The sequence below is a fragment of the Pseudomonas sp. FSL L8-0168 genome (assembly GCF_037976155.1).
Lineage (GTDB): Bacteria > Pseudomonadota > Gammaproteobacteria > Pseudomonadales > Pseudomonadaceae > Aquipseudomonas > Aquipseudomonas paracarnis.
Window position 1 is genome coordinate 1,193,903 of the sequence record NZ_CP150262.1, and the last position, 12,750, is coordinate 1,206,652.

Genomic DNA, 12,750 nt, shown 5'->3' on the forward strand with positions numbered 1-12,750 from the left:
ATAAACCCCTGGAACTCAATGAAAATCCCGGCTGCGCACCACCATTCCATCCAGCAGCGGCGTCAAATCGGTGAGGCGCCCCGCGATCAAATGCCGCACCTCACCCACCGCCTCCCAACGGCCGTCCACCTTGAGCAAACGCGAGCCCACCAGCGCCTGGCGCTGCCGCTCGGCCAGGTCGCGCCAGACCACCACATTGAGGTTGCCGAACTCATCTTCCAGGGTGACAAAGGTTACGCCGCTCGCCGTGCCTGGGCGTTGGCGCCCTGTGACCAGCCCGGCGATGCTCACGTTGCGCCCATGTTCCACCGCCAGCAACTCCTGGGAACTGCGGCAGCGGCGCCGGCGTAACTCGGCGCGCAACAACGCCAGGGGATGGGGCCCCAGGGTGGTACCGAGGGTGGCGTAATCGGCGTGCAAATCTTCGCCTACCGTGGGCTCGGGCAATGCCACCCGCGTCTCATCGGGGCTCGGCAGGCCGGCAAACAAGCCCAGTTGCTGATGCACACCGGCTACGTCCCAGCGCGCCTGATGGCGGTTGCCGGCCAGGGCGCGCAAGGCCCCGGCATCCGCCAGCAGCGCCTGGGCACGCGTATCCAGGCCGGCGCGCGCGTCCAGGTCAGCGATGTCGTTGAACCGCCGCTGCTGCCTCGCCGCTTCGATACGCCGCCCGTCGTCCTCGCGAAACCCCGAGATCATGCGCAAGCCCAAGCGAATCGCCGGTTGCTGGCCGTCGATGGGCTCCAGGCTGCACTCCCAGTCACTGGCCTGCACATCCACCGGGCGGATCTGCAAGCGATGGCGCCGGGCGTCCTGCAGGATCTGGTCCGGGCTGTAGAAGCCCATGGGCCAGCTGTTGATCAGGGCGCAGGCGAAGGCCGCTGGCTCATGGCATTTGAGCCAGCAACTGGCATAGGTCAGCAAGGCGAAACTGGCGGCGTGGGACTCAGGGAAACCATAGCTGCCAAAGCCCTTGATCTGCTCGAAAATCTGCGCGGCAAAGGCTTCGGTGTAGCCGTTCTTCAGCATGCCGGTGCGCAAGCGCTGCTGATGCGGCTCCAGGCCACCGTGGCGTTTCCAGGCGGCCATGGAGCGGCGCAACTGGTCGGCCTCGCCGGGGCTGTAGTCGGCGGCGACCATGGCAATCTGCATCACCTGTTCCTGGAACAGCGGGATGCCCAGGGTGCGTTCCAGCACGGCTTTCAATTGCGGCGACGGATAGGTGGTGGGCTCTTCGTTATTCCGTCGACGCAAGTACGGATGCACCATGCCGCCCTGGATCGGCCCAGGCCGCACAATGGCGACCTCGATCACCAGGTCATAAAACGTCTGCGGCTTGAGCCGGGGTAACATCGACATCTGTGCCCGCGACTCGATCTGGAATACACCGATGGTGTCGGCCTTGCTGATCATGGCGTAGGTGGCCGGGTCTTCTTTGGGAATCGTGGCCAGGCTCAAGTCCCGGTGGCGATGCCGGCGCAGCAAATCGAAACAGCGGCGGATCGCGCTGAGCATGCCCAGGGCGAGGATGTCCACCTTGAGCAAGCCGACGGCGTCGAGGTCGTCCTTGTCCCACTGGATAATGGTGCGCTCGGCCATGGCCGCATTTTCCACCGGCACCAGGGTGTCCAGCGGGTATTCGCTGATCACAAAGCCGCCAGGGTGCTGGGACAGGTGCCGCGGAAAACCGATCAGTTGCTGGGTCAACGTCAAGACACGCCGCAGCAGTGGGCTGTCCGGGTCGAAGCCGCTTTCACGCAGGCGCTCCAACGGCGGCGCCTCATCGCTCCAGCGCCCGCAGCAATCGGCCAAGGCGTTGATCTGGTCCGGCGGCAGCCCGAGGGCCTTGGCCACATCACGTACCGCGCCCGTGGCGTGGTAACTGCTGACCACCGCCGTCAAGGCTGCACGGGTGCGGCCATAGCGCTGGAACACGTATTGCAGCACCTCTTCTCGGCGTTCGTGCTCAAAATCCACGTCGATGTCCGGCGGCTCGTTGCGCTCCTTGGACAGGAAGCGCTCGAACAGCAGGTTGGTCAGGCTCGGGTTGATTTCGGTGATGCCCAAGGCAAAACACACCGCCGAGTTAGCCGCCGAACCACGGCCTTGGCACAAAATCGAACGGCTGCGGGCGAAACGCACGATGTCATGCACCGTAAGAAAATAGCTTTCGTAACCCAGCTCGCTGATCAGCTGCAGTTCACGATGGATTTGCTGCAAGGTCTTGTCGTCGATGCCTTCGGGCCAGCGCTGGGCGATGCCTTCTTCGGTGAGGGTGCGCAGCCAGGATTGGGCGTCATGCCCCGCGGGTACCAGCTCGCGTGGATAGTGATAGCGCAACTGGCCGAGGTCGAAGGTGCAGCGCCGCGCGATGGCGAGGGTTTCATCCAGTAAGGCCTGGGGATACAGCGCCGCCAGCGCATCCAGGCTACGCAGGTGGCGTTCGCCATTGGGGTGCAGGCGCGTGCCGGCTTCGGCCACCGGCACGTGGTGGCGGATGGCGGTCATGGTGTCTTGCAGGGCCCGGCGGCCCCGCGCATGCATATGCACATCGCCGCAGGCCACGGCAGGGATTTGCAGACTGTGGGCCAGTTGCAAGCGCTGTTGCAGATGGCGCGCATCGTCCTGGCCGCAATGCAGATGCACCGCCAGCCACAGGCGCTGGTCGAAGGTGCGGCGCAGCCAGTCGAGGCTGGCCTGGGTGTCGCTGTCTTGCGCTACCCACAACGCCAAAAGACCGGGCAACGGTTGCTCGAAATCTTCCTGTAGCAGGCGATAGCGGCCCTTTTCAGCCCGCCGCCGGGCCAGGGTGATCAGCCGGCACAGGTGCTGGTAACCGCTCAGGCTCTCTACCAGCAGCACCAGTTTCGGGCCGTTTTCGATGTGCATTTCGCTGCCGATAATCAACGGCAAGTCTACGGCTTTGGCGGCTTGCCAAGCGCGCACGATGCCCGACAGCGTGCATTCATCGGTAATCGCCAGGGCGCTGTAGCCTTGGCGCTTGGCGCGCTCGAAAAGCTCCAGCGCACTGGAGGCGCCACGCTGGAAACTGAAATTGGACAGGCAGTGCAGCTCGGCGTAACTCATGCACCCTCCTACAGTAGGTGGCGGCCCAAGGGTTTTCATGCAAACCACCCTTGCAACCACAGCCCATCGCCTTGCCCCACCGTGCGATAGGCCCACCCCTGCTGGCCGGCGCGGGTCTGGACCAGGTAATAGTCGCGGCGCACATCGGCGCCATCCCACCAGCCGGATTCAATGCGCTCCGGGCCCATCAGGATCTGTACGCCGTGTTCGGCCAGCAAGGTCGGTTGCGGCAATAACCAGCCTGGGCGGCGGACCTTGTTCAAGCTCGGGCACGCCTGGTGGTCGGTCGTGGCCTGCCAGGCGCATTCGGGGCGATGGTCGGCCTGAAAACGCAGGCCCTGCACCGCCTCATCCCCCAGACGTGCACGCAGGCGTTCGCGCAACTGTTCCCACGGCAGGGTTTGTTGCGGGCGGTCGTCGAACAGGTCCTGGCGTTGCGGCACGAACACCGGCAAGTCCTCGGCCACCAGGCGCACCCCCCGCACCGGCGCGGTGACCTGTACCTGCTCCAGGCGCCCACGGGCCAGTTCGAACAACATCGAAGGCTCGCGCTCGGCACTGAGCAGGCCCACCTTGATCACGCTGTCGTGTGCCTGGGCGTGTTCCAGGTGCAGGTCAAAGCGCTGCACGCCACTGTCACGCCCGCACAGGAAAGCGGACAGATCGCCGGTCAAGCGCCGCAAGGGGAACAACAGCGCCTGGTGGGATTGCACGTCGAAATTCAACTCGATGCGTGCATCGAACTGGTCGGGCGGTTGATAGAACTCCAGGGCCAATGGCCGCTGCCCGCTCAGGGCGTCGAGGTGCTTGAGCAGGCTGGCATCAAAGCGTCGCGCCAAGGTGTGCCGGGGCAAGGCCTGCACCTGGGCCAGGCTACGCAGGCCCATGCGCGACAAGGCGGTGGCGGCCTGGGGTTCAAGGCCCGCGCGGTCGATAGGCAACGATGCCAGGGCCTGCATCAGGGCGCGGTCATCGGCCACGGCCAGGCCGTCGTAGCCGTTTGCCAATATCCGCGCCGCCGCCGGGTTGGGCGCAGCGACGATGCGATGGCGAAAGCCAAGTTCGGTCAGCTCTTTGCGCAAACGCGCCTCGAGGTGCGGCCAGGGCCCGAACAGGCCCAGGCTCGATTCGATCTCGAACAGCAAAGCCCGTGGGTAATACAGGCTGACCTGGGAGCTGAAACGATAGGCCCAGGCGGCCAGAAACTGCTGCAGGCGCTCGATCTCCAACGGGTCATATTCGACACAGGCAAAGTGCTTGACCAGGGCATGGGCCGCCGTCAACGATTGCCCGGGACGCAGGCCCAAGGCGCGGGCGGCGGCGTTGACGGTTTGCAGTACACGCCGCTGCGGCGTGCCGGCCAGCAGCGCCAGCGGCTGCTCGGGTTCGGGGTGCACACGCTGTGCCCCGTCCAGCGCCAATTGCGGGAAGACAATACACACCCAACGCATGGCAACCTCAATGCCCCGCCAGGGCAATCGGCGCCGGATGGGCCAGCCCGCCACGGCACTTGAGCACCCGCACTTGCGCGGGCCTGGCCTCGACCGCCAAGCGCAGGGCGGCGGGCGAGGCATTGATCGCCTCGCTCAAGGAGCGCCACGCAAACGCCAGGGTCTGCCCGGTTTCCGCCGCTACCTGCAAACGCCGCAAGGCACGATCATCGGCCTTGCGCGGCCAACACAACACCGCCCCGCAACTGCCCGAACGCAGGCATTGCTCCACCGCCCACAGCGCGTCACGCTCCTCGGCCCGGATGATGGACAACTGGCGCACATCCACCCCGGCGTTCTGCCACGCATGGGGATAGGGGGTATAGGGCGGCGCCACCAGCACAATGCGCTCGCCCAGGGCCGACAAGCGCGCCAGTGTGGGCAGCACCAGTTGCAACTCGCCCACCCCGTCCTGGGCCATCAGGATTTCACTCAAGGCCGATTCCGGCCAGCCGCCACTGGGCAGCACCGCATCCAGCGCCGCCAGCCCCGTGGGATGTACGCTGGCCGGGGGCGCGGCGGGCCGGCCCTTCCAGACTCGCCCGCCATTGAACAGCGAGTCCAGGGCAACCACGGCGCCCATCAGCCTTGCCTCACCAGGCCGCAGAACACGCCTTCGATGGCCAGGTCCTGCTCGGGCCCGACCACGATGGGTTGATACGCCGGGTTGCGCGGCAACAGGCGAACCCTGTCGCCGTGGCGCTCGAATCGCTTGATGGTGACGTCGCCGTCCAGGCGCGCCACCACAATCTGCCCGTTCAAGGCTTCGGCAGTGCGGCGTACGCCCACCAGGTCGCCATCGAGAATGCCATCTTCAATCATCGAATCGCCCTGCACTCGCAGCAGGTAGTCGGGGGTTTTGGCGAAGGTGGCGGGGTCCAGTTGCAAGCGGCTGTGCACCTCGGCATCGGCGCCAATCGGCCGACCGGCCGCTACACGGCCGAGCACCGGTACATCCAGCCACTCGGGACGCGCAGGTTGATTGAGCAAGCGAATGCCACGGGCCTGGTTGGGGTTGACCTCGATAAAGCCGGCTTCGGTCAGCGCCACCACATGCTTGCGGGCGACGCTGCGCGAGGCGAAGCCGAACGCCTCGGCGATCTCGGCGAGGCTGGGAGGCTGGCCTTGTTGCGCGATGCGCTCGCGAATGAAGGTCAGGATGGCGGTGCGGCGGGGAGTCAGGTTTGTCATGGAGTACATTTGTACTCCTGTGGGAAATTTCTGACAATAACCGTCAGTCTGCTAATTGCCAGCTACCACATGAAGGCATAGGTATCTACTTAAGTCTGTAAGCTCAACGGTTACAACGATGCGAAGCGAGCCGCTCTTGATCTTGATCTGCTTTTGATCTTAGGCGCCCCGTTAAACCACGCTGGCCGGAATTCGACAGTGATTTGGGGGGTAAACCGGCAGGGATGCCGGTTTAGCCGCCCCGCGCCATGGATGGCGCGTGGCGGCGGCCCCCCAAATCACTGGCGGATTACGGGCACACCGAGCCTAAGCGAGGTGCCGAGTGGTGGGGCAAGAGCCCTTTGGTTACTTTGGGGCTCTTTTCCAAAGTGACCCGCCGTCAGGCGGAACCCTAAGTGGCCGTTACCGCAGGAATGGATATGTACACGGTCCAACTGTGTTGACTGTCAGGCCGTCTTCGCAGGCAAGCCAGCTCCCACATTGGATCGCGGGGCATCAGTTATATCTGTGTCGGCTGCCAGGCCGTCACGGGAGCAAGCTCCCTCGCCACAGATTTAGCGTCGTGCCAAAGTTGTGTAGATACCTATGCACATGAAGGCATACCTCACCACCCCTCTTTCAACATCCGCAGCTCCAGATGCTGCAACAACATGATCGTCTTGCCATCCACAATCTCCCCGCTCTGCACCATCGCCAGTGCCTGCTCAAAGCCCAGCTCCAGCACCTCGATATCCTCGCCCTCTTCTTCCAGGCCACCGCCCGCCCCCACTCGGTCGCCTGGCTGGTATTCACCGATAAAAAAGTGAATCCGCTCGGTCACCGATCCCGGGCTCATGAACGCCGCGTAGATTTTCTCAACATGCCCCACGCGATAGCCGGTCTCTTCCTCGGCCTCCAGGCGGATGCGTTCTTCGGCGCTGGCGTTATCGAGCAAACCGGCCGCCGCTTCAATCAGGTAGCCGGGGTAATCGTTGACGAACGTGGGCATGCGGAACTGGCGAATCAGCAAGACTGTGCGTTGCTCACGGTTGTACAACAGGATGGTCGCACCGTTGCCCCGGTCATACACCTCGCGGGTCTGGGCTTGCCAACTGCCGTCGCGACGGCGCAGGTCGAAGCTGTATTTCTTCAGCAGGTACCAGTTGTCCGAGAGGGTTTCTTCGGCGGTGATGCGCACGGGGCTATCGTTCATGGTCGAGCCTTGGTAGGTGGAAACAGATTCAGGTGGTGGCCTGGGTGGGCGGCTGTTTGATATGCGACCACGCGGCGGCCACTTCTTCAGCACTGCCTGCTTTGATCCGGGCAAGATTGCGTGGGTAATCCACGCCAGGATTTTCACTGAAACGCGTGGCGGTGAATTGGCCATTGCTGGCGCGCAGGATATAGCCGGTATCGGTGCACTGCCGGGAAGCCAGGAACAACACGCCCGGCGTCACCCAATCCGGCTTGAGTTCGTCCGGCTCTTGGGTCACGCCCCACATGCGCGTCTTGGCCACCGGCGAGATCGCGTTGACGAGCACCCCGGCCTCAGCGCCTTCGTGACTCAAGGCATTCATGATCCCCACTTGCGCCATCTTGCCAGCGCTGTAGGCCACCAGCCCGGTCTGTTCGTATTGCGCATACATGGCGCGGTCGGAGGTGGTGAGGATGATGCGCGGCGCACAAGAGCGCAGCAGATGTGGCCAGGCATGTTTGCACAACCACAGCGGTGCGTAGAGGTTGATGTCCATGGCGCGCTGCAGGAACGCAGCATCGAGTTCTGTGATGGGCTGGTAGCCCACCCAGCCGGCGTTGTGAATCAAAATATCGAGTTGGCCGAAGGTTTCGAGGGTATAGCTGATCAACTGCCGACACCCCTCGTCCGTGGACAAGTCACCGCCATGGCCCGCTACCATCAACCCTTCGGCGCGCAACGCCTCGGCGGCTTGTTGCACCACCGACGCATCGGTGCCGGTGCCCACGTTGTCGGCGCCAATATCACTGATGACAACACGGGCCCCAGCCTGCGCCAGTGCTCGTGCATAACTGAGTCCCAAGCCACGCGCACCTCCGGTGACGATTGCGGTTTTACCAGTGAAATCCATGTGTTTTTCCTCCTGTTCAGCCCCTCACCCTAACAACCCGCACGAGGATTGTTCAATGCTGTAACACTTTCATCCGTCACGGCCGTCGCATTAATGCCTACCCGCCTAGGCCATCTGGTAAAACCCGTGCTTCATCTTTGTTCTGGAACCTTCATGTCTTCTGTTTCTATGCCCCGCCGGGGCCTGCGCTGGTTTGTCTGGCTGTGCATGGCCGTGTTGATTGTCGGCCTGCCGGTCGGTTGCGCCGTGTTGCAACACAAGGAGCGCGAACTTGTGTTTCGCATCGAGCCGGGAACCGCCGGCTGGTACACCGGCCTGCCCAAGGCGGTGCAGGAATTCGAACTCAAGCCCGCCAGTTTCAAAGCAGGGCAGAACATTCATGGCTGGTGGTACCCGGCAGCCAACAAAGACGCGCCCGCCATCCTCTACCTGCACGGGGTACGCTGGAACCTCACGGGCCAATTGTTTCGCATCGAGCAATTGCATGCCCTGGGCTTTTCGGTCCTGGCCATCGACTATCGCGGCTTTGGCCAAAGCCAGGGCGACTTGCCCTCGGAAGCCACGGTGTACGAGGACGCTCGCATTGCCTGGGAGCGTTTCCAGACCCTGCAACCAGACCCCGGCAAGCGCCTGATCTACGGGCACTCCCTGGGTGGCGCGGTCGCCATCGACCTCGCTGCCGAGTTGGGCAAGCAGGTGCCATTGCCGGTGCGCGGGCTGGTGATCGAGTCCACGTTCACCTCCCTGGCGGATGTCGCCACGGCCGTTGCCAACACCTCATTGCCGGTGCGCTGGTTGCTGTCGCAGAAGTTCGACTCCATCGACAAGATTGCCGACATCCACATGCCGCTGCTGGTGGTCCACGGCCTCGACGACCGCTACGTACCACCGCGCTTCAGCCAGCAGTTATTCGAAGCCGCCCAGCAACCCAAACACCTGTTGCTGGTGCCCGGTGCCAGCCATAACAACAGCATGAACCTCGCCGGACGCAGCTATGGCCAGGCGCTGGAAAACCTGATGCGCACGAAGATGCCTGCCCAGGTGGTGACACACTCCACAGGCCGCGATAACGCCTCGTAAATACGCTTTTCGACACTGGGTTCGCACTTGGCTGTCAAGCGCAAACCCTGGCCATGTTGGTCCGAAATACAAGTTGATCAAATAATGATCTTCGCTGAAATCGCCAACGCTGCCGGGCCTTCGCAAAGTTATCCACAGAGATACCCACGGTTTTCGTGGACAACTCTTTTTATATTTTTACGTTTTTTTTGCTCAAGCCGTGCTTCCAGGAAAGGTACCGGGCAACAGGATTTCGCGATTTACTTCGCGTATATCCTTATAGCCACAGAGCGCCATCGACACATCCAGTTCGCGGGCGATGATATCAAGCGCCTTGGTCACCCCCGCCTCGCCCATCGCCCCCAACCCATACAAGTGCGGGCGGCCAATCATGGTGCCCTTGGCGCCCAGCGCCATGGCCTTGAGCACGTCCTGACCGGAACGAATACCCCCGTCGAGCCACACTTCAATGCGGTTGCCCACGGCCTCGACAATCGCCGGCAATTGGCTGATGCTCGACGGCGCGCCATCAAGCTGCCGGCCACCGTGGTTACTCACCACCAACGCATCGGCACCGCAATCGGCCGCCAAGCGCGCATCCTCCACATCGAGAATGCCCTTGATGATCAGCTTGCCGCCCCAGCACCGCTTGATCCACGCCACATCGTCCCAGCTCAGGCGCGGGTCAAATTGCTGGGCGGTCCACGACGACAGCGAACTCATGTCGGCCACCCCCTTCACATGCCCGACGATATTGCCGAAACCACGCCGCTGGGTAACCAGCATGCCCATCACCCAGCGCGGCTTGGTCATCATGTTGAGAATGTTCGGCAGGGTCAGCTTGGGCGGCGCGGACAAACCATTGATCAAGTCCTTGTGGCGCTGCCCCAGAATCTGCAAATCCAGGGTCAGCACCAATGCATCCACCCCGGCCGCCTTGGCGCGCTCGATCAACTGCTCGATAAAACCGCGATCGCGCATCACATACAGCTGGAACCAGAACGGCTGGCCGACGTGCTCGGCGATGTCTTCCAGCGAACAGATACTCATGGTCGACAAGGTGTAGCGCAGCCCGAACGCAGCAGCGGCACGGGCAGTGAGGATTTCGCCATCGGCATGCTGCATGCCCGCCAGTCCAGTCGGCGCCAGCGCCACGGGCATGGCCATGTCCTGGCCAATCATACTGGCGCGGATCGAACGCTCGTCGATATTGCGCGCCACCCGTTGACGGAACTTGATACGCGCAAAATCAGTTTCGTTGGCGCGGTAGGTGCTCTCAGTCCAAGAGCCGGAATCGGCGTAGTCGTAGAACATGCGGGGGACACGTTTTTGCGCCAGCTTGCGTAAGTCTTCGATGGTTGTGATCAACGGCATCGGGTTACCTCTCCCTGAACTGAACACAGAGAGTAACCGGCAGGAGCGTGGGCAACCAGCCGTTGCGTTTAGATGGACTGACGATTAATCTCGCACAAACCCGCAATAAAGCGCACAAACATGCATAACACTCATCAAGCCATCGACCTGCCTTCCCTGCGCAAACAAAAGATCTTGTTGCTGCTGGAACGCGACGGCAAGGTCACCGCATCTGAGTTGGTCGAGCATTTCGCCGTGTCCCAGGACACCATCCGCCGCGACCTTGGCGAACTCGCTGCCGCCGGCCTGTTGCAACGCGTACACGGCGGCGCCCTGCCCCGGCCCAAGGACACCGGCAAGGATTTCTTTACCCGTGTCGGCGAGACCAACGAGGTCAAGCGCCACCTCGCCCGCGTGGCGGCGGAGCGGGTTGAAGACGGCCAGATCGTGCTGTTCGATTCTGGCTCCACCACCTTGCAGATTGCGCAGTGCTTGCCCCATGCACTGCACCTGACTGTGGTCACGCCATCCCCCATGATCGCCATCGCCCTGGCCGACCATCCGCATATAAAAGTGATCCTGGCCGGCGGCCAACTCAACCCCGCTACGCTCTCCACCGGCGGCCATGAAGCGGTGCGCCTGATCCAGAGCGTCAAGGCCGACCTGTTGTTCACCGGAGTGTGCGCATTGCACCCGCAAGTGGGCATCACCTCGCTGCATTTTGGTGAAGTCGCCGTCAAGCAAGCCTTGCTCGACAGCGCGTCCCACGTCATCGCCGTGACCACCTCAGACAAACTCGGCGCGGTGGAACCCTTTGTGGTGGCGCCATGCAGCCGTATTCATACGCTGATTACCGAGTGGGATGCACCGGATGTGCAGGCATATGAACAGTTGGGGTTGCAGGTGCAGCGAGTGGACGTGCAGTGATACAAACCACGATGCGAAGCGAGCCGCTCTTGATCTTGATCTGCTTTTGATCTGCTTTTGATCTTGATCTTAGGCGCCCCGTTAAACCACGCTGGCCGGAATTCGACAGGGATTTGGGGGGTAAACCGGCAGGGATGCCGGTTTAGCCGCCCCGCGCCATGGATGGCGCGTGGCGGCGGCCCCCCCAAATCACTGGCGGATTACGGGCACACCGAGCCCAAGCGAGGTGCCGAGTGGTGGGGCAAGAGCGTTTTGCTGGGCCTGTCCCGTGACAACGGACGCCAAGAAGCGATACTTAAATCGTTCTCTTGGAGGTTGCCATGTATCCATCCACTCGCCGTAACTACACCGATGAGTTCAAGACTCAAGCGGTTGCGTTAGCTGAAAGCGTTGGCAGAACCGAAGCTGCCCGCCAGCTAGAGATGTCCGTCAAAACGCTCGATAACTGGGTGAACGCCACGCGCAAGGGTCAACCGTTGAGCTCGCCCGAGCGCAAGCCCATCACTAAGGAGGACAGCGAGCTTGCCCGCCTGCGAGCCGAGGTTGCCGAGCTAAAAATGGAGCGTGAAATCCTAAAAAAGGCGGCGGTATTCTTCGCCAGAGAGTCCAGGTGAGATACGCCTTCGTCGCTGCTGAACGGACTCAATACCCGGTACGTATGTTGTGCCGGGTGATGGAAGTCTCAACTTCAGGTTTCTACGATTACACGCACAGGCAGCCTCGCCCTGATCCTGACGCTCAGATTCGCATTGAGTTGCGCAGCGTCTATGCGGCCAGTCGACACACCTACGGTCGGCCACGGTTGGTCGCAGCCTTACGCCAGAAATCGTATGCAGTGGGCCACAAGCGAGTCAGCCGGTTGATGCAGGAGGAGGGTATTCACGGCAAGTCCAAACGCGGTTTCAGGCCCTGTACCACTGACAGCAACCATTACTTGCCGGTCGCGAACAATGTGGTGGCGCGGCAGTTTGCCATCGATAACCCCACTCCGACTTGGGTCAGTGATATCACCTATCTCCCAACCAGAGAGGGTTGGCTGTATCTGGCCGTAGTGTTGAGCATCCAGACCCGCCAGATCTTGGGCTACAGCTTGTCAGACCGCATGCCAGATGGCCTGGTGGAAAGTGCGTTTCTGAATGCCTGGAGCGCCTGTTCTGGCACTAGCGGAGCAGTATTTCACTCCGATCAGGGCCCGTCAGTACGCAAGCAGTAAGTTCCGTCTAGCGTTAGCTAAGAAGGACTTCAAACAGAGCATGAGTCGAAAGGGAAATTGCTGGGATAACGCAGTGGCGGAGAGTTTTTTCGCTACGCTGAAAAGAGAGGAGGCTTTTGGGGTCTACCCCACCAAAAAACAGGCACAGCTATCGATCGCCAGCTATGTGCATGGGTTTTACAACAGCAGTCGACTGCACTCAGCTCTGGGGTATCGTTCTCCGAACGAATATGCAAAGAGCTTGAGGCAGAAGACTGGATAACCAGCTTCATGGCGTACGCTGCCGGGGGACAGGCCCATGCTTACTTTTGCGCTTTTCAAAAGTGAGCCGCTGTAAAAGCGGAAC

General features: G+C 62.0%; 11 protein-coding genes. 4 read left to right on the forward strand and 7 right to left on the reverse strand.

What is annotated here, in order from left to right; translation table 11 throughout:
- Positions 1-15 precede the first annotated feature (15 nt).
- The 6 genes from MHH62_RS04945 to MHH62_RS04970 form a co-directional block, all read right to left on the reverse strand.
- Positions 16-3,087 (reverse strand): error-prone DNA polymerase, encoded by a 3,072-nt coding sequence (locus MHH62_RS04945; RefSeq protein WP_339232589.1) that lies wholly within the window; start codon positions 3,085-3,087, stop codon positions 16-18.
- A 35-nt stretch (positions 3,088-3,122) separates the two neighbouring features.
- The gene (locus tag MHH62_RS04950) at positions 3,123-4,538 is read right to left on the reverse strand and encodes a DNA polymerase Y family protein (protein ID WP_038449905.1); all 1,416 of its coding nucleotides are present in this window, start codon (positions 4,536-4,538) and stop codon (positions 3,123-3,125) included.
- A gap of 7 nt (positions 4,539-4,545) precedes the next feature.
- Positions 4,546-5,160, reverse strand: a complete 615-nt coding sequence (gene imuA, locus MHH62_RS04955; protein WP_003191873.1) for a translesion DNA synthesis-associated protein ImuA — start codon at positions 5,158-5,160, stop codon at positions 4,546-4,548.
- Positions 5,160-5,777 carry a transcriptional repressor LexA gene (gene lexA / locus MHH62_RS04960; RefSeq protein ID WP_020301598.1) on the reverse strand — a complete coding sequence of 206 codons (618 nt, stop codon included), beginning with the start codon at positions 5,775-5,777 and terminating at the stop codon, positions 5,160-5,162. The genes imuA and lexA overlap by 1 nt, the downstream gene beginning before the upstream one ends.
- Positions 5,778-6,372: 595 nt before the next feature.
- Positions 6,373-6,960, reverse strand: a complete 588-nt coding sequence (locus MHH62_RS04965) for an NUDIX domain-containing protein (RefSeq protein WP_020302080.1) — start codon at positions 6,958-6,960, stop codon at positions 6,373-6,375.
- Positions 6,961-6,988: 28 nt separating this feature from the next.
- A complete protein-coding gene (locus MHH62_RS04970; protein WP_020302079.1) occupies positions 6,989-7,852 on the reverse strand; it encodes an SDR family oxidoreductase in 864 nt (287 codons plus the stop codon).
- A 153-nt stretch (positions 7,853-8,005) separates the two neighbouring features.
- On the opposite strand from MHH62_RS04970, the gene MHH62_RS04975 reads away from it, so the two are divergent.
- Positions 8,006-8,932 (forward strand): alpha/beta hydrolase, encoded by a 927-nt coding sequence (locus tag MHH62_RS04975; protein ID WP_197865759.1) that lies wholly within the window; start codon positions 8,006-8,008, stop codon positions 8,930-8,932.
- 192 nt (positions 8,933-9,124) lie between these two features.
- Here the strand turns inward: MHH62_RS04975 and MHH62_RS04980 are convergent, their stop codons facing one another.
- Positions 9,125-10,285, reverse strand: coding sequence for an alpha-hydroxy acid oxidase (locus MHH62_RS04980; RefSeq protein WP_339232590.1), 1,161 nt, complete (start codon positions 10,283-10,285; stop codon positions 9,125-9,127).
- A 120-nt stretch (positions 10,286-10,405) separates the two neighbouring features.
- Between MHH62_RS04980 and MHH62_RS04985 the strand changes: the two genes are divergently transcribed.
- The 3 genes from MHH62_RS04985 to MHH62_RS04995 all read left to right on the forward strand — a co-directional run bounded on the left by MHH62_RS04985 (position 10,406) and on the right by MHH62_RS04995 (position 12,404).
- Positions 10,406-11,191, forward strand: a complete 786-nt coding sequence (locus MHH62_RS04985) for a DeoR/GlpR family DNA-binding transcription regulator (protein WP_038449901.1) — start codon at positions 10,406-10,408, stop codon at positions 11,189-11,191.
- 320 nt (positions 11,192-11,511) lie between these two features.
- Entirely contained in the window at positions 11,512-11,805 is a 294-nt protein-coding gene (locus tag MHH62_RS04990) for a transposase (protein WP_020300742.1), read from the forward strand.
- Positions 11,802-12,404: an IS3 family transposase gene (locus MHH62_RS04995; protein ID WP_178128916.1), complete on the forward strand. Its 603-nt coding sequence runs from the start codon at positions 11,802-11,804 to the stop codon at positions 12,402-12,404. The genes MHH62_RS04990 and MHH62_RS04995 overlap by 4 nt, the downstream gene beginning before the upstream one ends.
- The last annotated feature ends 346 nt before the right edge of the window (positions 12,405-12,750 follow it).